The organism is Arthrobacter sp. sptzw32 (assembly GCF_059089735.1).
In genome coordinates this window covers 135033-159044 of sequence record NZ_JBNHEZ010000002.1, presented here as the reverse complement: position 1 = coordinate 159044, position 24012 = coordinate 135033, and the positions used below count along the sequence as shown (strand labels likewise).

Here is a 24012-nt window from a genome sequence, read left to right as displayed (position 1 = left end):
GGTGGACACCCCCGGATCTGGGTGGATACGTCCACGGCGGCCGCCGTTGGACATGTCCTGAAACTACCCTTTGGTGCAGCCCGAATCAATGCATCAGCAGGAAAGCAGAGCTATTCGCCCAGCAACCCGTCAAGCGTCCGCTGGGCCGCCTCCCGCAGCGCCCGCGGCTGCGGGCCCGCCGAAAGAATGTCCCTGCTGGACGTTCCCAGCACTTGGGGATAGGAACTGCCAAAAGTGGCGCGAAGATGGGCCGGCGTAGCGCCCTGCGCTCCCAGGCCCGGTGCCAGGATGGGCCCGCGCATGGCTGCAAGGTCCACGTCGAGGTCAGCGAGGGCCGAGCCGACGGTTGCCCCAACCACGAGCCCTACCGAACCAAGCCCACCCGGGTAACGGCGGTTTTCGCCCCCGGCTGCCAGGGCGATCCTGCGTGCCACCGAGTCAGCTCCCCCGACGTGCTGGACTGACGCGCCCTCCGGGTTGGACGTCAGGGCGAGGACAAAAACACCACGTCCCGTCGCGGCCGCCAGATCGAGGGCCGGACGCAGCGACTCGAAGCCAAGGTAGGGGCTCAACGTCACCGAGTCAGCGGCCAGCGGCGAACCGTCCCGGAGCCACGCATCGGCATAGGCCGCCATGGTGGATCCGATGTCCCCGCGTTTTGCGTCGGCGATGGTAAGCACCGTTTCGTCCCGGGAAACAGCGAGGAGTTCCTCGAGGACACCCAGACCGGCTGACCCGTGGCGCTCGTACAGGGCCACCTGCGGCTTCACCGCGGCAGCGAGGGAACCGACGGCGTCGAGGACTGTCAGGGAAAAGGCGCGAAGGCCCTCGACGTCGTCGTTAAGCCCCCAGTCGGCCAGCAGGGCCGGGTGGGGATCAATACCCACGCACAGGGGACCGCGGGCGGCCATTGCGGCGCCAAGCCGGGAACCGAAGGACTCCCGGCTTGGCGCTTCAGCGGATGCTGCGGCCTGCTCAGGCATTCTGCAGGGCCGCCTTCTGCGACGCTGCCTTTTGGGATTCTCCCAGGGCCGCGGCGTGCTCCTGCAGGCTGGTGACGGACCATTCGTAGGTGCGCATCGCCTCAATGGCCTGTACGGCGGCGTTGAATTCGGCCACCGTGGTGATGCAGGGGATGCCGATGGACGTCGCGGCGGCGCGGAGTTCGTAGCCGTCGCTGCGGGCTTCACCGCCGGAGGGGGTGTTGAAGACCATGTCGATCTCACCGGCGATCACGAGGTCGGCGATGGTGCCTTCGCCTTCGGCGCTGCTGCCCTCTGCCACCTTGCGGACCGGAGTGGCCTGGATGCCGTTGCGGCGGAGCACGTCAGCGGTCCCGCCTGTGGAGACGATCTCGAAACCGAGGTCCGAGAGGCGCTTGACGCCCATGATTACCGAACGCTTGTCGCGGTTGGCCACGGATACGAAGATCTTGCCTTCGGTGGGCAGCGCGTTGTTGGCCGCTGCCTGGCTCTTGGCGAACGCCGTATCGAAGTGCTTGTCGATGCCCATGACTTCGCCGGTGGAGCGCATTTCGGGTCCGAGCAGGGAGTCCACCACTTTGCCTTCCAGGGTGCGGAAGCGGCTGAACGGCAGGACTGCCTCCTTGACGGACACCGGGGCATCCAGGGGCAGGGTGGAGCCGTCGCCGGCCTCGGGCAGCATCTTGTAGGCGCTGCGCAGCTGGCCGATGGTGACGCCGGTGCCGATCAGGGCAGCCGCCTTCGCCATCTGCACGCCGGTGGCCTTGGACACGAACGGCACGGTCCGGGACGCCCGCGGGTTGGCTTCGAGGACGTACAGCACGTCCGAGGCCAGGGCGAACTGGATGTTGATGAGGCCGCGGACACCCACGCCTTCGGCGATGGCACGGGTAGCCGTGCGCACACGCTCCAGGACGTTGGCGCCCAGCGTGATGGGCGGCAGGACGCAGGCGGAGTCGCCGGAGTGGATGCCGGCTTCCTCGATGTGCTCCATGATGCCGCCCAGGTACATGTCCGTGCCGTCAAAGAGGGCATCGACGTCGATTTCGACGGCGTCCTCGAGGAAGCGGTCGATCAGCACCGGATGGTCCGGGGTGATCTCGGTGGCGTTGGCGATGTAGCGGGACAGGTTGGGCTCGTCGTAGACGATCTCCATGCCGCGGCCGCCCAGGACGTAGGACGGGCGGACCAGGACAGGGTAGCCGATTTCGTCCGCGATCTTCTTGGCGTCCTCGAAGGACACGGCTGTGCCGTTCTTCGGGGAAATCAGGCCGGCCTTGTCCAGGACCCGGGAGAACGCGCCGCGGTGCTCGGCAAGGTCAATGGCCTCCGGGGAGGTGCCGAGGATGGGAACCCCCGCGTCCGCCAGCTGCTGGGCCAGCTTGAGGGGGGTCTGCCCGCCGAGCTGGACGAAGACGCCCATGACGCCGCCGGTGCGTTCCTCGGCCGCGATGACCTCAAGCACGTCTTCGAGCGTCAGCGGTTCGAAGTACAGGCGGGTGGAGATGTCGTAGTCAGTGGAAACGGTCTCCGGGTTGCAGTTGACCATCACCGTTTCGTAGCCGGCCTTGCGCAGCGCCATGGAGGCGTGGACGCAGGAGTAGTCGAACTCGATGCCCTGGCCGATGCGGTTGGGGCCCGAGCCGAGGATCAGGATGGACGGCTTGGAGTGCAGCGCCACCTCGTCCTCCTGGTCATAGGCCGAGTAATGGTAGGGCGTGTACGCGGCGAATTCGGCGGCGCAGGTGTCAACGGTTTTGTAGACGGGACGGATGCCCAGCGCCTGGCGGACGCCACGGACCACCGCTTCGGAGTTGTGCGTCAGGGCACCGATTTGCTCGTCGGAGAAGCCGTGGCGCTTGGCGCGCTGCAGCATGTCTGCGGTGAGTGCACCGGCCTGGCGGATTTCCCGGGAGATCTCGTTGAGCAGCTGGAGCTGGTCCAGGAACCAGGGATCGATCTTGGTGGCCTCGAAGAGGTCCTCAACGCTGGCGCCGCCCAGCAGGGCGCGCTGGACCTGGTGCAGCCGGTCCGTGGTCGGGCGCTTCGCCTTTTCAATGAGCTCAGCAACTTCCCATTCCGGGACAGAGCTGAAGTCCAGCTGGGAGCCCTTCTGCTCCAGTGACCGGAGCGCCTTCTGGAGGGCCTCGGTGAAGTTCCGGCCCATGGCCATGGCCTCGCCCACCGACTTCATGGTGGTGGTCAGGGTGTTGTCCGCTGCCGGGAACTTCTCGAACGCGAAGCGCGGGACCTTCACCACAACGTAGTCGAGCGTCGGTTCGAAGGACGCGGGCGTCTTCTGGGTGATGTCGTTGGGGATTTCATCGAGCGTGTAGCCCAGGGAAAGCTTGGTGGCGATCTTGGCGATGGCGAAGCCGGTGGCCTTGGAAGCCAGTGCCGAGGAGCGGGACACGCGGGGGTTCATTTCGATGACCACGACGCGGCCGGTGGCGGGATCAATGGCGAACTGGATGTTGCAGCCGCCGGTGTCCACGCCCACTTCACGGATGACGGCGATGGAAATGTCGCGCAGCCGCTGGTATTCGCGGTCAGTGAGGGTAAGGGCGGGCGCCACGGTGATGGAGTCGCCGGTGTGGACGCCTACGGGGTCGAAGTTCTCAATGGAGCAGACAACCACGACGTTGTCGTTTTTGTCGCGCATCATCTCGAGCTCGTATTCCTTCCAGCCGAGGATGCTCTCTTCGAGCAGCACTTCGGACGTGGGGCTGTACTGCAGGCCCTGGCCCACAATGCGGCGAAGGTCGTCCTCGGTGTAGGCCAGGCCCGAGCCCAGCCCGCCCATGGTGAAGGAGGGCCGGACCACCATGGGGTAGCCCAGGTCGTCGGCGGCCTTCAGGGCCTCGTCCATGCTGTGGATGATGTGGCTGCGTGCGGACTCGGCGCCGCAGCGCTCCACCACGCCCTTGAACTTCTCGCGGTCCTCGCCGAGTTCGATGGCCGCGATGTTGGCGCCGATGAGCTCCACGTTGTACTTCTCGAGCACGCCGTTCTTGTCCAGGGCGATGGCGGTGTTCAGTGCCGTCTGTCCGCCCAAGGTGGGCAGCACGGCGTCCGGGCGCTCCTTGGCGATGATCTTCTCCACCACCTCAGGGGTGATGGGCTCGATGTAGGTGGCGTCGGCGAACTCGGGGTCCGTCATGATGGTGGCCGGGTTGGAGTTGACCAGGATGACCCGCAGGCCCTCCTCCTTGAGGACGCGCAGCGCCTGCGTGCCGGAGTAGTCGAACTCGGCGGCCTGGCCGATGACGATCGGGCCCGAACCAATGACGAGGACGCTTTTGAGATCTGTACGTTTCGGCATTACTTCTTGTCCTCAGTCTTGTTGTCGTTTTTGTGTTCAGCGCTGTTGTTGTCCGCTTGCGCGGGATGGGCAGAGTCCACCGGGTCCTTGGACAGGTTGGCGGTCCTGCCGTCCCGGGTGCCCTCCATCAGGTCAATGAAGCGGTCGAACAGGTAGGCGGCGTCGTGCGGGCCGGCTGCTGCTTCGGGGTGGTACTGGACGGAGAAAGCGGGGATGTCCAGGCACGCGAGGCCTTCCACGACGTCGTCGTTCAGGCTGACGTGGCTGACCTCGACGCGGCCGTACCGTTCCTCCGGGGCCTGGGTGGCGCCGTCCAGTGGAGCATCAACAGCGAAGCCGTGGTTCTGGGAGGTGATTTCCACCTTGCCGGTGCGGCGGTCCATCACGGGCTGGTTGATGCCGCGGTGGCCGTAGCGGAGCTTGTACGTGCCGAACCCCAGCGCCCGGCCCAGGATCTGGTTGCCGAAGCAGATGCCGAAGTAGGGCAGCTTTTCGTCCAGGACGGAGCGGAGGAGGTTGACCTGGGCATCTGCCGTGGCGGGATCGCCGGGGCCGTTGGACATAAAGAAGCCGTCCGGGTTGACGGCCTTGACGTCTTCCAGGGTGGCGGTGGCGGGGAGCACGTGGACGCGGACGCCGCGTTCGGCGAACCGCACCGGGGTCATGGCCTTGATGCCGAGATCGACGGCGGCAATGCTGAAGCGGGCATCGCCTTCCCAGCCGTGGTCCTTCGGGTCCACCACGTACGCCTGGTCAACGCTGACTTCCTCAGCCAGCCGTGCGCCCTCCATCGGGGCGCTGGCAAGCACGGCGTCCACCAGCTCTTTATCAGTGGCCTGCGCGGCTTCGCCGGAGAAGATGCCGGCGCGCATGGTCTTGTGTTCGCGCAGGTGGCGGGTGATGGCGCGGGTGTCCACGCCCTGAATGCCCACGATGCCCTGTTCCACCAGCTCCTCGTCCAGCGAACGCTCGGAACGCCAGTTGGAAGGGCGGCGGGCCGCGTCACGCACGATGTACCCGGCCACCCAGATGCGGCGTGACTCGGCGTCGTCATTGTTCACACCGGTGTTTCCGATGTGGGGGGCCGTCTGGACCACGAGCTGGCGGGCGTAGGACGGGTCGGTGATGGTTTCCTGGTAGCCGGTCATGCCCGTGGCGAAGACTGCCTCGCCCAGGGCGGTTCCGGTGGCGCCGTAGCTGCGCCCGCGGAAGATGCGGCCGTCTTCGAGCACCAGCGCCGCTGGAGCTGATTCAGGAACGGAAACTGGGGCGGATACTGTTGCGTTTGTTGTCACTGTCTTACTTTCCACTAGTGGCATCAGCCGCGGGGGCCGAAGAAATCAATTCCTGAAGTGCTGCGAAAGACACGTCCCTGTCTCCGGCGAGGCGGGTCCGGAAGCCGGTGTCCAGCTCGTGGCTGCCGTGGGTCCATGACAGGACCAGGAGCCCGTCCTTCTCCACGAACTTGCCGGCCATGCCGCTGTCGAGCCGTACGCTGGTGAGGGACGCGGCGGGAATGTACAGCGCCGGCGCTCCTGCCCGGTCTAAGAGGACGCCGTGCGGGTAGACCGCCAGGGTTGCATTCGTCCGGATGCCCAGCCCATGCACTGCGATGCGGTCCAGCCAGTCGCCGCCGGTGGTGGACGCGACGTACTGCCCCTCGGCGCTGGTGAGCGCCTCCCCCGGTGCCTCGGGCACCGACGGCAACTGTTCGACGTCGGCCTGGCGCTTCAGGCGGTTCCGCCAGCCCAGCCCGATGAGGACGAAGGCGATGGCGATCAGGGCCAGCGTGATGGCCAGCGAGAGCAGCTGGGTGTCCATCAGGCGGCGCCCACGGAAGCGGCGTGCGGGTAGGGGGTGTTGAGGGCGCCGTCGAGGACGGTGGGGTGTCCCTTGAAGAAGGTGGCGACCACCTTGCCGGGAAGTTCCATGCCCTTGAACGGGGAGTTCCGGCCCATGGTGGCCATCTTCGAAGGCTCAACCGTCCAGCGCGCCGCCGGGTCCACCAGGATGATGTTGGCAGGTTCCCCAGCTTCAAGCGGCCGGCCCTGGTCTTCAAGGCGGCCGATCTTTGCGGCTGCGGCAGAGGTCACCCGGGCGAAATCGGCCCATGTGATCAGGCCGGTCTCGATCATGGTGTGCTGCACTACGGACAGGGCCGTTTCCAGCCCGGTCATGCCCATGGCTGCCTGCGCCCACTCGCATTCCTTGTGCTCGCTGGGGTGCGGGGCGTGGTCGGTGCCGACGACGTCGATGGTGCCGTCCGCGAGGCCTGCCCGCAGGGCCTGGACGTCGGCGTCGGTACGCAGTGGCGGGTTGACCTTGTAGACGGGGTCGTAGCTGCGGACCAGGTCATCGGTCAGCAGCAGGTGGTGCGGGGTGACCTCGGCCGTGACGTTGATGCCGCGTTCCTTGGCCCAGCGGATGATTTCCACCGAACCGGCGGTGGAGACGTGGCACACGTGCAGCCGCGAGCCGACGTGCTGTGCCAGCAGCACGTCCCGGGCGATGATGCTTTCCTCGGCCACTGCGGGCCACCCGGCCAGTCCCAGCACGGCTGACACTTCGCCCTCGTTCATTTGGGCGCCGGCGGTGAGCCGCGGCTCCTGCGCGTGCTGGGCAACCACGCCGTCGAACGCCTTGACGTATTCCAGCGCCCTGCGCATGAGGACAGGATCATGGACGCAGATGCCGTCATCGGAGAACATGCGGACCCTGGCGCGGGAGTCAGCCATGGCGCCGAGCTCGGCGAGCTGCCCGCCGGCCAGCCCCACGGTAACGGCGCCCACGGGGCGCACATCAACCCAGCCGGCCTTCAGGCCCAGGCTGTAGACCTGTTCCACCACGCCGGCGGTGTCCGCAACGGGAGTGCTGTTGGCCATGGCATGGACGGCGGTGTAGCCGCCCAGCGCAGCAGCCCGGGTTCCGGTCTCGACGGTTTCGGCGTCCTCGCGGCCTGGCTCGCGGAGGTGGGTGTGGACGTCAACCATGCCCGGCAGTGCCACCAGGCCGGCTGCCTCGATGACGTCTGCGCCGTCAACTGACATACCCGTTCCGGTTTCAGCAATAACGCCGTCGCGGATCAGCAGGTCTGCCGGCGCGCCGCCAAGGATCGAGGCTCCGCGGATCAGATAGGTTCCGGTGTTGCCTGCCATCAGTTGCTCTCCTTGGTGGAATGGGTGCCGGTATAGGCCAGGGCGGGGGTAGCGGCTGGTTCGCGGGTATCCCCCGACAGCAGCAGGTAAAGGGCTGCCATGCGCACGGAGACACCGTTGCGGACCTGGGCCAGGACCGTGGAGCGCGGTGAATCGGCAGCTGCAGCCGAAATTTCCAGGCCCCGGTTCATGGGGCCGGGATGCATGATGATGGTGTCCTTCATCCCCAGTGCGTCCAGCGCCCGCAGCCGATTGTCGTCGAAGCCCCACCGGCGGGAGTATTCACGGGTGCTGGGGAAGAAGGAAGCGTTCATGCGTTCGCCCTGCACGCGGAGCATCATCACTGCGTCGACGCCCTGCCCGATGGTTTCGTCCATGTTGTAGCTGACCTTGCAGGGCCATTTTTCGACGCCGATGGGCAGCAGGGTGGGCGGCGCCACCAGGGTGACGTCGGCGCCGAGCGTGCGCAGGAGCCAGACGTTGGAGCGGGCCACGCGGGAGTGCAGGACATCACCGGCAATGGCCACGCGCATGCCCTTCAGGTCTGCGCCCTCGGAGCCGGTTCCGGACAGGCGCGCCCAGTGGCGCCGCATGGTGAAGGCATCGAGCAGCGCCTGCGTGGGGTGTTCGTGGGTGCCGTCGCCGGCATTGATGACGGCGGCGTCGATCCAGTCCGTCGCGGCCAACCGGTGCGGTGCGCCGGAGGCCCAGTGCCGGATCACGACGGCGTCCGCACCCATCGCGGACAGTGTCTGGGCTGTGTCCTTGAGGGACTCCCCCTTGGAGACCGAGGAGCCTTTGGCGGCGAAGTTGATGACGTCTGCCGAGAGGCGCTTGGCGGCGGCTTCGAAGGAAATTCGGGTGCGGGTGGAGTCTTCGAAAAAGAGGTTGACTACGGTACGCCCGCGCAGGGCAGGGAGCTTCTTGACTTCACGGTCCCCTACGGCAGCCATTTCCTCCGCGGTGTCGAGGATGCGGACGGCATTGGCGAGACTGAGGTTTTCGGTGGAGAGCAGGTGCTTCACGAGCGGCCCTCGATCACTACTTCGTTGACCGGAGAGCCGCCCGGGGCGGTGTCGGTTTCCTCGAGCCGGACCCTGACTTTTTCCGCGGATGAGGTGGGGAGGTTTTTGCCCACATGGTCTGCGCGGATGGGCAGCTCGCGGTGGCCGCGGTCTATCAGCACTGCCAGCCGGACGATGCGGGGCCGGCCCAGGTCAACCAGGGCGTCGAGCGCGGCGCGGATGGTGCGGCCCGAGTACAGGACGTCATCAATGAGGACGACCACCTTGTTGTCGATGCCCGTTCGCGGCAGCTTCGTAGGATACGGCGGGCGCGTGCCCTGGTGGGAGAGGTCGTCGCGGAACATGGTGACGTCCAGTTGCCCGACGATGGCCGCGGCGTCCACGCCTGGGTCAGCGGCGGCAATTTTTTCGGCAAGCCTGGCAGCCAGCGGGTAACCGCGGCGGGGAATGCCAAGAAGAACGAGGTCCTGGGAACCCTTGTTGGCCTCGAGAATTTCATGGGCGATACGAGTGAGGGCCCGGTCTATGTCCGCCTGGCTGAGAACTACCCTGGCTGGAACCGGTGCGCTGGTGACAGAAGTCAACGCTCGTCTCCCCTTTCCCCGCCTCACAGGACGGAATTAAAAAAGGATCTTGTGCGTTCCAAAATTACCACAGGCGCATGGCCGGGCCCGCGCCGGCCGGACGCGTTGATGGTCACACTGCAGCGGACTTGTGCCGGGAATCCTTGGACACGTGGCGCGGGCCACCTAGGCTTTCGGTTATGTCGATGCATCCCCGCTACCCTGCGTCCGGGCCGCCCGAACATCCGTACCGTGGAGCGGGCGGCCCGCTCCCCCGCGACGCCAACCCGAGCTGGATGGGTCATGTGCAGCCGGAGAATTACCGGCCTGCTCCGGGGCATCAGGGCCGCGCCCTGGATACGGTGGTGCCGCCGCAGGTCCAGGGAACGGTGGTTCGGGCCGGCCGGACACGCAGCGGCGGGCTGGTGGGACTCACCGTCGGCGGCAGCGCCCTGGCCTTCCTCAGCCTGTTCCTGGTGGTGCCGTTCCTGCTCTCGAACACGGGCCCGGCCGGGTTCCTGGTGGGATTCCTGGCCTCGCTCATTCCCCTGTCCGTCGTCCTTCTGGCTGTGTATGTCATTGATAAGTGGGAACCCGAGCCGAAGCGGCTGCTGTACTTCGCTTTTACCTGGGGCGCGGCGGTATCCATTGCCGTCACACTGCTGATCCAGCCGTTTTTTGTGCTGGGGTTCCAGTTATCCGACGGCTCGGACCTGCAGACCTACATGGCCACGGTGCAGGCGCCCATTGTGGAGGAGTTTGCCAAGTCCCTGGGGCTGCTGCTTCTGCTCCTGCTGGCCAGGAAGCACTTCGACGGGCCGGTGGACGGGGTGGTCTTTGCGTTCACCATCGCGGGAGGCTTCGCGTTCACGGAGAACATCCTGTATTTCGGCAGGGCCATTGCGGAATCAGCAGACCCGGCCAGCGATTTCGCCCAGGTATTTTTCCTTCGCGGCGTGATGTCCCCCTTTGCCCATGCGATCTTCACGGGCACCACCGGACTCATCATGGGCTACGCCGCCCGGCGCTGGCACGCGGGCGCTTCGGTGGCTGCCTTCTTCGTGGGACTGGTGCCGGCCATGATCCTGCACAACCGCTGGAACAGCATGGGCCAGGGCTTCCTGGTGGATTACATCCTGATCCAGGTTCCCATTTTCTTCCTTGCCATAGCCGGCATCATCCTCCTGCGCGTCGCGGAGAAACGGCTGACCCGCCAGCGCCTGCTCGAATACTCCGCCGCCGGCTGGTTCACCCCCGCGGAGGTGGAGCTCCTGGCCACGCTGGGCGGGCGAAGAACTGCCCTTACCTGGGCGGGCAGCTACGGCAGGAAGCGGCAGATGAAAGAGTTCCTGAAGGCGGCGACCCAGCTGGCCAACACCCGCCAGCGCATCCTCAGCGGCCGCGACGTGCAGCTGCACCAGGCTGAGGAGCGCCGGCAGCTGCAGCGGGTCCTGGCCCTGCGGGCCGCCGTCGCCGGCTGATTAAACGCTGGAAGGGCCGGCCCCCACGGGGGCCAGCCCTCCAGTGATTCTGCAAGCTAAGCGAGCAGAGAAGGCTTCAGCTGCTGCAGGCGGCCCAGGAGGCCGTTGATGAACTGCGGTGACTCATCGGTGGACAGCGTCTTGGCCAGCGCCACAGCCTCGCTCACAGCCACACCGTCGGGGACGTCGTCGTTGTAGAGGAGCTCCCACGTGCCAATGCGCAGGATGATGCGGTCCACTGACGGCATCCGCTCGAGGGTCCAGCCCTGTGAGTACGTTTCGAGGAACTCGTCGATAGCGGCCTGCTGGGACACCACGCCCTCCACAATCTCCAGGGTGTAGGGGTTGACGATCTGGTCGGTCTTCTCACGGCGTGCCCGGAGCACGTCAAAGGCCGAAACCGAGCGCTGCTCGGCTTCGAAAAGAACATCCAGGGCCCTGTTGCGGGCTTTACCGCGTGCGCTCACTAGTCGGTGACCCGGCCGAGGTAGCTGCCGTCACGGGTGTCCACCTTGACCTTGGTGTTGTTCTCGATAAACAGCGGAACCTGAATCTCGTAGCCGGTCTCCAGGGTGGCGGGCTTGGTGCCGGCAGAGGAGCGGTCACCCTGCAGGCCCGGCTCGGTGTAGGTGATCTCGAGGACGACGCTCGGCGGCAGCTCGATGTACAGCGGGTTGCCCTCGTGAATGGCGATGTTGACCATCTGGTTCTCGAGCATGAAGTTGGTGGCGTCCCCCACCGTTGCCCCGGAAACCGTGATCTGGTCGTAGTCCGAGGTGTCCATGAACACGAAGTCGGCGCCGTCCTGGTACAGGTACTGGTAGTCACGGCGGTCAACGGTGGCGGTTTCGATCTTGAGCCCGGCGTTGAACGTCTTGTCCACGACCTTTCCGGACATCACGTTGCGCATCTTCGTACGCACAAAGGCGCCGCCCTTGCCCGGCTTGACGTGCTGGAATTCGATGATGTTCCAGAGCTGGCCCTCGAGCTTCAGGACCGTTCCGTTCTTGATGTCGTTAGTGGTTGCCACTGGTTTCCTCTGGTTTCTATGTCTGGTCGCGTTGTCAGACGTTGTATGCCGGGCGGGCCTGCCTCTCGGCGTGCCGGCGCGTTTTTGTCAAAAATCGGGGCGTCGAAAAAAATCCAAGAACCATTCTACCGGGTTAAACGGCGGCCCTTTCCGGGATAAGCCCGGGGAAGCGGTCAGCAGGCCAGGTCCAGGACGTCCCGGGCCCGCTGCAGCGCCACCGTGGATGAGTAGATCAGGGCGGCGTCCGCTGATTCCGCAACACGCAGGTCCAGGGCGCGGGCGAACGACTCGACCGCCGCCGAGGTCTGCCCCGCGGTGTACTGGGTCTTGCCGAGGAACTGCAGTACCAGCGCCTCCCGCGGCGTCCCCTGCACCTCGGCAAGCAGCTGACGGAACAGCTCCACGGCGCGGTCGAGCCGGTTTGAAACCCGGAGCACCTCGGCTTCGAAAGCCCGCAGCTTGAAGGACTCGGGATCCTTGAACCGCGCTTCGGCCAGCAGTTCCGCCGCCTCTGCGGAATGCCCTTCCACCAGCAGGACATAAATATGGTCGGCCGGATCGGCAGACACCGCCAGGGCCTCACGGCACGCGTCATGGTTCACGATCTGGGGCAGCAGCGTTTCCGGATTGATGCGGATTCCCGGGAAGCCAGCCTCCGGCCACTCTGCCGTACCTTCCATGTGGCCGTGCATCAGGAAGCAATCTCCTGGTACGCGGCGAACAGCAGTGACGTGTCCGGCACATCGAGGATCCCCGGTTTGGCAACGCCGTCCAGAACAACAAAACGCAGCAGGTCGCCGCGGGACTTCTTGTCCCGGCGCATTCCGTCCAGCAGGCCCTGCCACCGGTCCCGGCGGTAAGTGACGGGCAGTCCCAGTCCGTCGAGGATGGTGCGGTGCCGGTCGGCGTCGGCGTCACTGAGCCGCCCGACGCTGCGGGCCAGTTCGGCGGCGAACATCATGCCCACGGACACAGCGGCGCCGTGACGCCAGGAGTAGCGTTCCACCAGCTCTATGGCGTGCCCCAGCGTGTGCCCGTAGTTCAGGATTTCCCGCAGCCCCGATTCCTTGAGGTCTTCCGAGACAACTTTGGCTTTGACCGCGATAGCACGCTCAATGAGTTCCCGGAGGACGGCTGACTGCGGGTCCACCACCGCTTCGGGTTCCTTTTCGATGAGGTCCAGGATCGCAGGGTCCGCGATGAAGCCGCACTTGATGACCTCTGCCATTCCAGAGATGATCTCGTTTTTCGGCAGGGTATTCAGCGTGTCCAGGTCCGCCAGCACAGCTGCCGGCGGGTGGAAGGCGCCCACGAGGTTCTTGCCTTCGGCGGTGTTGATGCCGGTCTTTCCACCCACCGAGGCGTCCACCATGCCGAGCAGGCTGGTGGGCATGTGGATGACCTTGATGCCGCGCAGCCAGGTGGCGGCGACGAAGCCGGCGAGGTCCGTGACGGCGCCTCCCCCCACGGCCACGATCGCGTCGGACCGGGTGAAATCGTTCTGCCCCAGGACCTGCCAGCAGAAGGCCGCCACTTGGATGTGCTTGCCTTCTTCGGCGTCCGGGATTTCCGCCGTGAGTGAGGTGAAACCCGCTGCCGCCAGTTCGTCGCGGACGGTGTCCCCGGTGAGGCGCAGGGCACGCGGGTGAATGACGAGGACCCGGCGGACACGCTCGCCGAGCAGGCCGGGAAGGTCACCCAGCAGTCCGCGTCCCACCACGACGTCGTAGTTGTTGCCGGCGGATTCGCCGGTCACTTTGATGACTGTTGATTCGACGCTCACTTTTCAACTTCCTGTTTGGCAGCTGCGTAGTCGCGCAGTGCTGCTTCCAGCCGGCGTCCCAGCTCGGAAACCGAGCCGTGGCGCACGTCCAGGGTTATGTCAGCCAGCCGTTCGTAGACGGGCCTGCGGGTGGCAAACACGGCCGTCCAACGGCCAACCGCATCCCCCGCCAGCAGCGGCCTGCCCGAATTGCGGGCTATGCGTCCGGCAACTGTGCTGGCGTCGCATTCCAGGTACACCACAGTGCACCTGTTGAGCAGCTGTTGGGTTCCGGAGTCAAGGACAGCACCTCCACCCAGGGAGATGACTGTGGCCGTGCCTTCCGCTGCTTCGACGGCGTGGGCCACTGTCCTGGCTTCGATCTCGCGGAACGTGTGCTCTCCGCGTCCGGCGAAGATGTCGGAGATGGATCCGTGGGCCGCCACGATGACGGCGTCGGTGTCCACGAACGGAGCACCGAGCTGATCGGCCAGTTGCCGCCCGATAGCGGATTTACCGACGGCCATGGGCCCGATGAGCACCACCGGGCCCGTGGGGGCGGTTTTGTTGCTGGAGGGCACTTACTGGCCGATCGAGTCCAGGGACGCCGGGATGCTGTCCAGGTAGCCCTTGATGTTCCGAGCGGTCTCCGTCACCGAATCGCCGCCGAACTTTTCGGTGACCGCCTCGGCCAGGACCAGCGCCACCATGGCTTCCGCAACCACGCCGGCGGCCGGGACGGCACAAACGTCGGACCGCTGGTGGTGCGCCTTGGCGGCTTCACCGGTGCTGATGTCAATGGTCTTGAGGGCCCGCGGCACGGTGGCGATGGGCTTCATGGCGGCCCGTACGCGCAGCACGTCACCAATGCTCATGCCGCCCTCGATGCCGCCGGCACGGTTGCTGGTGCGGATAATGCGTCCGTCTGCATCGCGCACGATTTCGTCGTGGGCAGCAGAACCGCGGCGCGCGGCAGTGAGGAAGCCGTCACCAACCTCCACGCCCTTGATGGCCTGGATGCCCATGAGGGCTGCAGCGAGCCGGGAGTCGAGCCGGCGGTCCCAGTGCACGTAGCTTCCAAGTCCCGGCGGAAGCCCGTAGGCGAGGACTTCAACCACGCCGCCCAGGGTTTCGCCTTCCTTATGCGCGGCATCAACCTCGGCCACCATCGCATCGGAAGTTTCCCGGTCAAAGCAGCGCAGCGGATCGGAGTCCAGGGCCAGCACGTCGGCGGGAACCGGCAGGGGCCGTCCTTCGGGCACCGTGACGGTCGCGATGGAGACGGTGTGGCTGACGAGTTCAATGCCCAGGTGCTTCAGGAACTGCGCAGCGACGGTACCCATTGCTACGCGCGTGGCAGTTTCCCGGGCGCTGGCGCGCTCGAGGACGGGGCGGGCTTCATCAAAGCCGTACTTCTGCATTCCGGTGAAGTCGGCATGCCCGGGGCGGGGGCGGGTCAGCGGCGCGTTGCGGGCCTGGTCGGCAAGGAGTCCGGCGTCGACGGGATCGGCGGACATGATCTGTTCCCACTTGGGCCATTCGGTGTTGCCTACCTGGATGGCCACGGGGCCGCCCTGGGTACGCCCGTGCCGGACTCCGCCAAGGATGGTCACAACGTCCTGTTCGAACTTCATGCGCGCGCCGCGTCCGTAGCCAAGGCGGCGGCGGGCCAGTGAATCAGCGATGTGCCCACTGGTGATTTCCACACCGGCGGGGACGCCTTCAATAATTCCCATCAGAGCCGGACCATGGGATTCACCGGCAGTCAACCAACGCAACATATTTTCCATCCTGCCACGTATGGCGGTCACAGCGCCCGTCGGGGAAGGCCGACTGAGTCGCACATCACATCTATGACAGAGGAGTTAACTTCCTCGTCGAGCCGGCTGAACAGGCGCACCTGTTCCACCGCCTGGTACAGCAACATTTCAAGGCCGGGCACCACCGCACCGCCGCCGGCCGCCCACACAGCTGCAACGCGGCTGGGCCAGGGGTCGTAGGCGACGTCCAGCAATATGCCCGGCGTCGGCATCTTCAGTGCCGCGATCTCTGCCGCCAGCCCGTCCGCAGCGCGCGGCGGCAGGGTTGAGATAACGACGTCGGCGGCGGCTGTTGTTCCTGCCGCCTCCGCCAGGGGACGGGCCTCCAGTGCGAGGCCGAGGCTTTCTGCTGCGGCGCGGACTTCTGCTGTGCGTAACGGATCACGTACAAAAAGCCTCGCGGAGCCGGCTCCAAGTTCCCTAAGGGCTGCAACAGCGGCGGCCGCAGTCCCTCCCCCGCCGAGGATAACGGGGGACTCCGGTGTCTTGCCGCCCGCGTGCCGGATGGCGTTGACGATGCCGGTGACGTCCGTATTGAACCCGACGGCCCGGGAACCGGTCCCGTGTTCCTCAAAGGCCACGGTGTTCACTACTCCCAGGGTCCGGGCAACGCCGCGGACTTCGTCCACCTCACCGACCATGGCCGCCTTCAAGGGCATGGTGACCGAGAGGCCGCGCCAGCCTGGCTGGTCCCGGAGCTGCCGCATCAGCGAGGGCAGCAGTTGTTCAGTGACGTCGATTGCCGTGTAGCTGATGCCGATGCCGAGCTTGCTGTACGCCGCGTGATGCAGCGCCGGAGACTTTGAGTGGCTGATGGGGTGGCCCAGGACGGCTGCCCGCAGGCTCATGTGCAGCGGCCGACGTTCGCCGTGCACCAGGCGTTGTACTGCTCAACGTAGGTGTTGTGTTCAGCGAGCGTCCGGGAGAACTTCGTTTCCTTCGTGTCCAGGTTGATGGTCACCCAGTACAGGAAATCGTTGGACTTGGGCTTGGCGGCAGCGTCAATGGCTGTTTTACCCGGAGAACCGATCGGCCCGGGGGGAAGGCCCGGATTCGCGTAAGTGTTGTACGGGTTGGACTTGTCCTGGCGCTGCTCGTCCGTGAAGTTGTAGCTCTTGGTTCCCAGGCCGTAGGTGACGGCTGAGTCCACCTGCAGGAAGCCGTTGGTTTGATCGTTGGGCTTGAGCCTGTTGTAGATGGCCCCGGCCACGTCGCCGTACTCGGCCTGGCCGCCCTCGGCCTGGACGATGCTGGCGACAATAACTGCCTCATACTGCTTGGCGGGATCGTTGATGCCCTGGGACTTCAGTTCATCCACGGTGACCTTGACCAGCGATTGGAGGATGTCCTTTGCCGGCGTGCCAAGCGGATAACGGTGCTCGCCCGGGGCGAGATACCCTTCCAGGTTTTTGGCTGTTGCGGGAAGGCCAAACTGGGCCGGCTGGTTGCTGAGGGCCTGGAGATCCTGGATGGAGATCCCGGAACCTTCAGAAATCGCCTGCAGCGACTCGCCGATACGGAGGCCGGCACTGAGGGCGAAGTAAATTACCTTCTCCTGGTCCTTGCCGAGCAGGACATTGACGGCGTCGGTGTTCTTCATTTCCGTTTTGAACGTGTAGTCACCTGGAGCCAGGACACCGCCCGATGCATTGAACGCCTGGAGGAAGGTGTCGGAATTGGCGACGACGCGCTCACCTTCCAGCTTGCTGGCAACAGAACGCGTGCCTTCACCGTTCTCGACCGTCACCAGGACCTGGCCTGAACCCGGGCCAGGGAAGTCATTGGGTTTGCCGCTGCCAAGCAGCGGCTTCAGGAACTGCGCACCGACGGCGACCGCCGTGACGAAAACGGCAAGAGTGAGGAACAGCGCCAGCAATCTCCGGCGGCGGCGGACCTTCTTGGACGGTTTGGCCACTACGGGCGCTGCCGCAGCGGGCAGGAACTCGTGGTGCCCTGCGTGGTGCGCATCATCGTAGTGCCCCTGGTCATAGCGTCCTTCGTGATGGAGGGCATCGTCGTGGTGCACGCCCTCCTGGTAGTAGTGTCCCTCGGCATAGTGGGCGTCGTCGTCGTAATGCCCCTCCGCTGAGTCCCTGTGCCCGGCGAGGACAGGCTCCGGATAGGAAATGGAATCGTCGTCGTGAGGGGCGTCGTCGAGTTGGACGTTTTGGATGGACGGCGGCGCCTCCGGGGCGGCCGGGAGCGGCTGATCCCCCGGAGCCGGGGCGCCCGCAGGAAGCCGTGGTGCGGCGGCGGCCGGCGGTCCGGATGGCAGCGCCGGAACGTCCTGCCCCGTCTCGTAGGCTTGTTCGGGCACGGCGGCCTGGAGTCCGGTGTCAGAGGTCTTTTCCAGCGCCCGGAGTTCCTTGCGGGTCAGCGGCCTCGCTCCCCCGGCGTCCAAGGGGCCGGAAGCGTCGTCAATATTGGCAGGACTCACTGTTGCCTTCCATCATTTGAAGATTGGTCCGTGTCCGGGGTGGCGCAGACAGAATCATCCACTTCGCTGACCCCCGGGTCCCCGAAAGGGGAGGGCGCCGCCACGCGTCGGCCGACGTCCGCTCCCCTGGCTTTTTGCATGTCGAGGGCGTGCTGAAGGATACCTGCCGCCGCGACCTGATCAACTACTTTACGGTGGTTCCGGCTGCTCATGCCAGCTTCATGCAGGTTCCGGTGGGCTGTAACGCTGCTCAGGCGCTCATCCACCAGGTTCACCGGCACGGACAAAGCCCGTGACCCAAGCTCTGCAGCCAGGAGCTCCGCGTACTCCGTGGCCATTTTCGCGGACGCGTGCTCTTCACCCTTCATGGTCCGGGGCAGGCCAACGATGACCTGTACCGCGCCAAGTTCCTCAACCAGGTTGGCGATGACCCGCACGTCCGAGTTTTTCCTGGCGTTGCGGTCCAGCGTCTTGTACGGCGTGGCCAGGATCGAATCGCGGTCGCAGATGGCCACGCCTACCCGGACGGTACCGACGTCGACCCCCAGTTTAATGCCCTGGGGGGCGCCGGCTGCGGAAGGATTGGTCATGGGTGGGTTATCGCCCGGAAATGGCGTCCACGACCGCTGCAAGGGCAGGGGCCACCTTGGCAGCGTCCGTTCCGCCGCCCTGGGCAACGTCGTCCTTGCCGCCGCCGCCGCCGCCGAGGATCCCTGCGGCGAGACGTACCAGGGCACCGGCCTTGACGCCGGCTTCCCGTGCGGCTTCATTGGTGGCAACCAGGATCATCGGGCGGTCGTTCGCGACGCCGGCCACTGCCACCGTGGCGGCCGCTAAACCCAGGCGGTTCCGCAGATCCAGCGCCAGGCCGCGGAGGTCGTCGGCACCGCTGACCTGCCCGGCGTCGTGCGCGATGACGCTGACTCCGGAGGCGTCCCTGGCGCTGTTGACGAGCTGGGCGGCGGAAGCGGCCAGCTGCTCCTTGCGGAGCCTGTCGAGCTCCTTCTCCGTAGCCTTAAGCTTGGCAAGGGTGGCGGCGATCCTGTCAGCCAGTTGACCGGACGGGACCTTGAGCAGGTCGGTCAGTTCCGTCACCAGGGCACGCTCGGCGGCCAGGTGGCGGAACGCCTCCATGCCCACGAAAGCCTCAACACGGCGGTTTCCTGAGCCTACCGACTGTTCGCCCAGGAGGGAGAGGCTGCCGATCAGCGAGGTGTTGGCCACGTGGGTTCCGCCGCAAAGCTCTCGGGACCACGCGCCGTCGATCTCCACAACGCGGACCTCACTGCCGTAGTTTTCACCGAACAGGGCCATGGCGCCAAGGGCCTTGGCTTCAGCCAGTCCCATCACCTTTGTTTCCACGGCGTAGTTGTTCCGGATGGCGAGGTTGGAGACCTCTTCGATTTCCGAACGGGTGGCGGTGCTCAGGCCCTCGCCCCAGGCGAAGTCGAAGCGCAGGTAGCCTGCCTTGTTGTAGGACCCGCGCTGGGTGGCTTCCGGGCCCAGGATCTGGTGGAGTGCGGCGTGCACGATGTGCGTGCCGGTGTGGGCCTGCTCGGCCGCGTGGCGGCGTTCGCGGTCAACGGCTGCACGCACCAGTGAGTCCGCCCCGATCTCGCCTTCGCGGACGATGGCCTTGTGGACGCTCAGGCCCTTGAGCGGGCGCTGGACATCGAGGACCTCAACGACGAACCCGTCGCCGGTGATCAGGCCGGTGTCGGCTGCTTGGCCGCCCGCTTCTGCATAGAACGGGGTCTCGGAGAGTACGAGTTCAATTTCGTCGCCCGTGGATGCCTGCTGAACCGGCTGTCCTCCGGTGAGGATGCCGCGTACGCGGGATTCGCCGTCGAGCTCTGTGTAACCGGTGAAGACGGTCTCACCCTGGGCGAGGATTTCCTGGAAGGCGCTGAGGTCGGCGTGGCCGCCCTTCTTGCCTTTGGCGTCGGCCTGGGCGCGCTGGCGCTGCTCCTGCATGAGGCTGCGGAATGCTGCCTCGTCCACTTGGAGCCCGGCCTCCTCGGCCATTTCCAGCGTCAGGTCGATGGGGAACCCGTAGGTATCGTGCAGGGCGAAAGCGTCGGCGCCGGACAGGGGCTTGCTGGCGGCCTTGGATTCCTTGACGGCGTCCTCGAGCCGGGCGGTTCCGGAGGCGATGGTGCGCAGGAACGCCTTTTCTTCGGCGTAGGCGATGCGGCTGATGCGGGCGAAGTCGGTCTCCACTACTGGGTAGACGCCCTTCATGGCATCCCGTGAGGCCGGCAGCAGGTCCGGCAGGCAGGCCTGTTCGACGCCGAGGAGGCGCATGGACCGTACAGCACGGCGGATGAGACGGCGCAGGACGTAGCCGCGGCCTTCGTTGGAGGGGGTCACGCCGTCGGAAATCAGCATCAGTGCAGAGCGGATGTGGTCGCCCACCACGCGCATGCGCACATCGTCGGTGTGGTGCGGGTCGTCAGGCGTTTCAGCGGAGGTGTACTCCTTGCCCGAGAGCTCGGCTGCCTTGTCGATGACGGGGCGGACCTGGTCGGTCTCGTACATGTTCTCGACGCCCTGCAGGATCATGGCCAGGCGTTCCATGCCCAGACCCGTATCGATGTTGCGCTTGGGCAGTTCGCCCACAACGTCGAAGTCCTCCTTGGACCGGACATTTTCGATCTGGTACTGCATGAACACGAGGTTCCAGATTTCGATGTACCGGGTCTCGTCAGCCAGCGGGCCGCCCTCGATGCCGTAGGCAGGTCCGCGGTCATAGTAGATCTCGGAGCAGGGACCTGCGGGGCCCGGCTGGCCGGTGTGCCAGTAGTTGTCGGACTTGCCCATCTTCTGGATGCGTTCGGCCGGAACACCGGTGTTTTTCAGCCACAGTTCCTTGGCTTCGTCGTCTTCTTCGTAGACCGTTACCCACAGCAGTTCGGGTGCGAGGCCGTAGCCGCCGTCGTCCACGCTCTTGGTCAGCAGCTCCCAGGCGAACTTGATGGCGTCTTCCTTGAAGTAGTCGCCAAAGGAGAAGTTTCCGCACATCTGGAAGAAGGTGCCGTGACGGGCGGTTTTGCCCACTTCCTCGATGTCGCCCGTGCGGATGCACTTCTGCACGCTGGTGGCGCGGGAGTAGGGCGGTTCCTCGCGGGCGGTGAGGTAGGGAATGAACGGAACCATGCCGGCAACCGTGAACAGCAGCGAGGGGTCGCTGGAGACCAGCGATGCGGAGGGAACCGCGGTGTGGCCCTTACTGACAAAAAAGTCCACCCAGCGTTTGGTAATCTCCTGCGACTTCATGAGCTGTTTACTTACCCTTCTTGGTCCACACGTGTGCGTGGAAGTTCGTTCTCTTGGCAGTTCCGTGAGCACGGCTACTGCCGGTTGGTTCTGGCAGGCCGAGTGCGGGCTGCGGCCTGGCCGGTTGCCAGGTCAGCGGCGGACGAGTTCTGCGGACTCCACCCCGAGGGCGGCGCGGAGGTCCGTTTCCCGTTCACGCATGCCGTCGCGGATGGCATCGGCGAAGTCGTAGACGCCGTCGGCGAGCCGGCCTACTGCCCGGTTGAGGCCCTGCGGGCCCAGTGTGGACTGCATGCTGGCCTGTGCCTCCGTGACTTTGCGGAGCGCGATGACTCCGATCGCCACGCCGATTCCCATCCAGACAAGTCGTTTCATTTTAGGTTCTCCGGTGTTCAGCGGCTGCGGCGGCCGGCAGCGGGTTTCTTGCGGTTTGCCAGGGCGGTGCGGACGCCGTAGCTGAACGCTGCCACTTTGATGAGCGGCGAGCCAACGGTGGCGGCAACCAGCGAGGACAGTGCCGAGAGGTTTGCCGACGCGTCGGAGACGTTGGAGGAAATGCCGTCCACCTTCTTCAGCTGCTGGTTGGTGGTGGACACGGTGGCCGTGACCTCGTCCATCAGCGGTGTGGCGCCGTCGCTGAGGGACCTGATGGTGGTCCGGACCTCGTCCAGGACTTTGCCCAGCTTCAGGATGGGCACCGCAAGCAGCAGCACCAGGAGCGCAAACACTCCGGCAGCGATCAGGCCGGCAATATCGCCACCAGACATAGACGTTCATCTCCTAGAAATTCTGTGGTTCGTTCCCACCGGCGGACGCGTCGTAAAGCGCATTCCGCGGATGTCCCCCCAAGTACCTTACATACAAAGAAGCCCGCGGCGCTTGCCACGGGCTTCCTTGTATACGCTGCCTGGATTTAGCGTGCGTAGAATTCGACGACCAGCTGCTCTTCGCAGGTCACGGGGACCTCGGAGCGCTTGGGACGGCGGACCAGGCGTGCCTGCAGGGCTTCCAGCTTGACGTCCAGGTATGCCGGGACGGCGGGCAGGACGTCGCGGTGGGCGCCGGCTGCTGCAACCTGGAGCGGAGCCATGGTTTCGCTGCGGCTGTGGACGTGGACCAGCTGGCCCTCGCCGACGCGGAACGACGGGCGGTCAACGCGGATGCCGTCAACCATGATGTGGCGGTGCACAACCAGCTGGCGGGCCTGGGCGATGGTGCGGGCGAAGCCGGCACGCAGGACCAGGGCGTCAAGACGCATTTCGAGCAGTTCGATGAGGTTTTCACCGGTCAGGCCCTTGGTGCGGCGGGCCTCTTCGAAGGCACGGGTCATCTGTGCTTCGCGGATGCCGTACTGGGCGCGCAGGCGCTGCTTTTCGCGCAGACGTACGGCGTAGTCGGAGTCCTGCTTCTTGCGGGCACGGCCATGCTCACCGGGGCCGTACGGGCGGCGCTCCATGTACTTGGCGGCCTTGGGGGTCAGAGCGATGCCGAGGGACCGCGAGAGGCGGGCCTGACGGCGAGCACGAGTGTTGTTAGCCACTTGTGTCCTTCCAATATCTGCGGTGTGTCAGTGTTACTGGCCTCCACGATGGAGAGCATCGGCCAACCGCTGCCTTTTGCTACTGGGCGCAGGCATAACCTTCTCAACGTGAAATTGGGGAGATTGTGCGTCCGCGCCTTGCCAGACAACGTACTATCCTAGCACGGCCCTACTTGCCCCGGACGATCTTCCGCAGCCGCTCCAGCCGCACCGCGATGTCCCGCTCCGCACCGTTGGTTGTGGGCTGGTAATAGTCCTTCCCCACCAGATCGTCCGGCGGGTACTGCTGTGCTGCCACGCCGTGGGGCGCGTCGTGTGCGTACTTGTAGCCAAGGCCGTGGCCCAGCTGCTTGGAACCCGGATAGTGCGCGTCCCGCAGGTGGGCAGGGATGCCGTTCCCCAGCCCGGCGCGGACATCGGCAATGGCTTTGTTGATCCCCATGTAGGCGGCGTTGGATTTGGGGGCTGTAGCCAGGTGCACCACCGCCTCGGCCAGGATGATCCGCCCCTCGGGCATTCCGATCAGCTGCACGGCCTGGGCTGCGGCCACCGCGGTCTGCAGGGCAGTGGGATCAGCCATTCCCACATCCTCCGCCGCGGAGATGACGATCCGGCGGGCGACGAACCGCGGGTCCTCCCCCGCTTCGAGCATCCGCGCCAGGTAATGCAGGGCGGCGTCCACGTCCGAACCACGGATGGACTTGATGAAGGCGCTGGCCACGTCATAGTGCTGGTCCCCTGCGCGGTCATAGCGGACGGCCGCCACGTCAAGGGCCCGCTCGGTGTGCTTCAGTTCCACCTTCACCGTGCCGTCGCTGGCGTCGTCTGCATCGCCGAATGCCACACCGGCTGCAGCTTCAAGCGCTGTCAGGGCCCGCCGGGCATCACCGCCGGAGAGCCTGACGAGGTGCGCCAGGGATTCGTCGTCGAGTTTCACCTGTCCGCCGAGCCCGCGGGAGTCTGCAACGGCGCGCTGAAGGAGCCCCTCGATGTCGGCTTCGGTCAAAGGTTTGAGGGTCAGCAGCAGGGAGCGGGACAGCAGGGGCGAGACCACGGAAAAGGAAGGGTTCTCTGTGGTGGCAGCCACCAGGACCACCCAACGGTTTTCGACGCCGGGCAACAGGGCGTCCTGCTGGGCCTTGTTAAAGCGGTGGATCTCGTCGAGGAACAGGACAGTGGTGGTTTTGTACAGGTCGCGGGCGGTCAGGGCGTCGTCCATCACCCGCCGCACGTCCTTGACCCCGGCGGTGATGGCCGACAGTTCCACGAACTTTCGGCCCGGTCCCCTGGCGATGACGTGGGCAAGGGTGGTTTTCCCCGTCCCGGGAGGACCCCAAAGGATCAGGGAGGTGGGTCCGGCGGGACCGGCAGCGTCCACTCCCGCTGCCAGTTGCCGCAGCGGGGAGCCCTGGCCCAGAAGGTGCTGCTGGCCCACCACCTCATCGAGGGTGCGGGGCCGCATCCGGACCGCCAGCGGGCCGCGCTGCTTGGCGCTTCCGGTGGCGGGGGCGCCGCCGGCGTTAATGGGACCGTCGTCATCATCATTGCCGGGCCCGTGCCCGAAGAGATCTTCCACATAGATAGGCTACTTCCAGTTACCCGGGGGCTTCCGCCCGGA

Annotated in this window: 22 protein-coding genes; 1 reads left to right on the top strand and 21 read right to left on the bottom strand. The window is 65.7% G+C overall.

Annotation, left to right across the window (positions count from 1 at the left end):
* Positions 1 to 110: 110 nt before the first annotated feature.
* The 7 genes from pyrF to pyrR are packed head-to-tail and all read right to left on the bottom strand — an operon-like array spanning position 111 to position 9069.
* Entirely contained in the window at positions 111 to 983 is an 873-nt protein-coding gene (pyrF, locus tag AC5RVN_RS04270) for an orotidine-5'-phosphate decarboxylase (RefSeq protein ID WP_494039777.1), read from the bottom strand.
* Positions 976 to 4305, bottom strand: coding sequence for a carbamoyl-phosphate synthase large subunit (gene carB / locus AC5RVN_RS04265; protein WP_494137164.1), 3330 nt, complete (start codon positions 4303 to 4305; stop codon positions 976 to 978). Before carB ends, pyrF begins: the two co-directional genes overlap by 8 nt.
* A complete protein-coding gene (carA, locus tag AC5RVN_RS04260; protein ID WP_494039779.1) occupies positions 4305 to 5624 on the bottom strand; it encodes a glutamine-hydrolyzing carbamoyl-phosphate synthase small subunit in 1320 nt (439 codons plus the stop codon). The genes carB and carA overlap by 1 nt, the downstream gene beginning before the upstream one ends.
* Positions 5605 to 6126 carry a PH-like domain-containing protein gene (locus AC5RVN_RS04255; protein WP_494039780.1) on the bottom strand — a complete coding sequence of 174 codons (522 nt, stop codon included), beginning with the start codon at positions 6124 to 6126 and terminating at the stop codon, positions 5605 to 5607. Before AC5RVN_RS04255 ends, carA begins: the two co-directional genes overlap by 20 nt.
* Positions 6126 to 7460, bottom strand: coding sequence for a dihydroorotase (locus AC5RVN_RS04250; protein ID WP_494039781.1), 1335 nt, complete (start codon positions 7458 to 7460; stop codon positions 6126 to 6128). Before AC5RVN_RS04250 ends, AC5RVN_RS04255 begins: the two co-directional genes overlap by 1 nt.
* Positions 7460 to 8485 (bottom strand): aspartate carbamoyltransferase catalytic subunit, encoded by a 1026-nt coding sequence (locus tag AC5RVN_RS04245; RefSeq protein ID WP_494039782.1) that lies wholly within the window; start codon positions 8483 to 8485, stop codon positions 7460 to 7462. Before AC5RVN_RS04245 ends, AC5RVN_RS04250 begins: the two co-directional genes overlap by 1 nt.
* Entirely contained in the window at positions 8482 to 9069 is a 588-nt protein-coding gene (pyrR, locus tag AC5RVN_RS04240; protein ID WP_494039783.1) for a bifunctional pyr operon transcriptional regulator/uracil phosphoribosyltransferase PyrR, read from the bottom strand. Before pyrR ends, AC5RVN_RS04245 begins: the two co-directional genes overlap by 4 nt.
* A 179-nt stretch (positions 9070 to 9248) precedes the next feature.
* Between pyrR and AC5RVN_RS04235 the strand changes: the two genes are divergently transcribed.
* Positions 9249 to 10529 carry a PrsW family intramembrane metalloprotease gene (locus AC5RVN_RS04235; RefSeq protein ID WP_494039784.1) on the top strand — a complete coding sequence of 427 codons (1281 nt, stop codon included), beginning with the start codon at positions 9249 to 9251 and terminating at the stop codon, positions 10527 to 10529.
* 56 nt (positions 10530 to 10585) lie between these two features.
* Here the strand turns inward: AC5RVN_RS04235 and nusB are convergent, their stop codons facing one another.
* The 14 genes from nusB to AC5RVN_RS04165 all read right to left on the bottom strand — a co-directional run bounded on the left by nusB (position 10586) and on the right by AC5RVN_RS04165 (position 23970).
* Positions 10586 to 10996, bottom strand: coding sequence for a transcription antitermination factor NusB (gene nusB, locus AC5RVN_RS04230; protein ID WP_494039785.1), 411 nt, complete (start codon positions 10994 to 10996; stop codon positions 10586 to 10588).
* Positions 10996 to 11559: an elongation factor P gene (gene efp / locus AC5RVN_RS04225; protein ID WP_494039786.1), complete on the bottom strand. Its 564-nt coding sequence runs from the start codon at positions 11557 to 11559 to the stop codon at positions 10996 to 10998. Before efp ends, nusB begins: the two co-directional genes overlap by 1 nt.
* 173 nt (positions 11560 to 11732) lie before the next feature.
* Positions 11733 to 12251, bottom strand: coding sequence for a tetratricopeptide repeat protein (locus tag AC5RVN_RS04220; protein WP_494039787.1), 519 nt, complete (start codon positions 12249 to 12251; stop codon positions 11733 to 11735).
* Positions 12251 to 13342, bottom strand: coding sequence for a 3-dehydroquinate synthase (aroB, locus tag AC5RVN_RS04215; protein ID WP_494039788.1), 1092 nt, complete (start codon positions 13340 to 13342; stop codon positions 12251 to 12253). Before aroB ends, AC5RVN_RS04220 begins: the two co-directional genes overlap by 1 nt.
* A complete protein-coding gene (locus AC5RVN_RS04210) occupies positions 13339 to 13848 on the bottom strand; it encodes a shikimate kinase (protein WP_494137422.1) in 510 nt (169 codons plus the stop codon). Before AC5RVN_RS04210 ends, aroB begins: the two co-directional genes overlap by 4 nt.
* Before the next feature lie 54 nt (positions 13849 to 13902).
* Complete coding sequence (gene aroC, locus AC5RVN_RS04205; protein WP_494137163.1) at positions 13903 to 15102, bottom strand: chorismate synthase; 1200 nt, start codon at positions 15100 to 15102, stop codon at positions 13903 to 13905.
* A 26-nt stretch (positions 15103 to 15128) separates the two neighbouring features.
* Positions 15129 to 15989: a shikimate dehydrogenase gene (locus tag AC5RVN_RS04200; protein ID WP_494039790.1), complete on the bottom strand. Its 861-nt coding sequence runs from the start codon at positions 15987 to 15989 to the stop codon at positions 15129 to 15131.
* Positions 15986 to 17578 (bottom strand): endolytic transglycosylase MltG, encoded by a 1593-nt coding sequence (mltG, locus tag AC5RVN_RS04195; RefSeq protein WP_494039791.1) that lies wholly within the window; start codon positions 17576 to 17578, stop codon positions 15986 to 15988. Before mltG ends, AC5RVN_RS04200 begins: the two co-directional genes overlap by 4 nt.
* Positions 17575 to 18168: a Holliday junction resolvase RuvX gene (gene ruvX, locus AC5RVN_RS04190; RefSeq protein WP_494039792.1), complete on the bottom strand. Its 594-nt coding sequence runs from the start codon at positions 18166 to 18168 to the stop codon at positions 17575 to 17577. Before ruvX ends, mltG begins: the two co-directional genes overlap by 4 nt.
* Before the next feature lie 7 nt (positions 18169 to 18175).
* On the bottom strand, positions 18176 to 20854 hold the full coding sequence (alaS, locus tag AC5RVN_RS04185) for an alanine--tRNA ligase (RefSeq protein WP_494137162.1): 2679 nt from the start codon (positions 20852 to 20854) through the stop codon (positions 18176 to 18178).
* A gap of 132 nt (positions 20855 to 20986) precedes the next feature.
* On the bottom strand, positions 20987 to 21229 hold the full coding sequence (locus AC5RVN_RS04180; protein ID WP_494039794.1) for a hypothetical protein: 243 nt from the start codon (positions 21227 to 21229) through the stop codon (positions 20987 to 20989).
* Between the two features lie 17 nt (positions 21230 to 21246).
* Complete coding sequence (locus AC5RVN_RS04175; RefSeq protein ID WP_494039795.1) at positions 21247 to 21621, bottom strand: DUF948 domain-containing protein; 375 nt, start codon at positions 21619 to 21621, stop codon at positions 21247 to 21249.
* A gap of 146 nt (positions 21622 to 21767) precedes the next feature.
* Positions 21768 to 22394, bottom strand: a complete 627-nt coding sequence (rpsD, locus tag AC5RVN_RS04170; protein ID WP_494039796.1) for a 30S ribosomal protein S4 — start codon at positions 22392 to 22394, stop codon at positions 21768 to 21770.
* Between the two features lie 169 nt (positions 22395 to 22563).
* Complete coding sequence (locus AC5RVN_RS04165; protein ID WP_494039797.1) at positions 22564 to 23970, bottom strand: replication-associated recombination protein A; 1407 nt, start codon at positions 23968 to 23970, stop codon at positions 22564 to 22566.
* Positions 23971 to 24012: the final 42 nt, after the last annotated feature.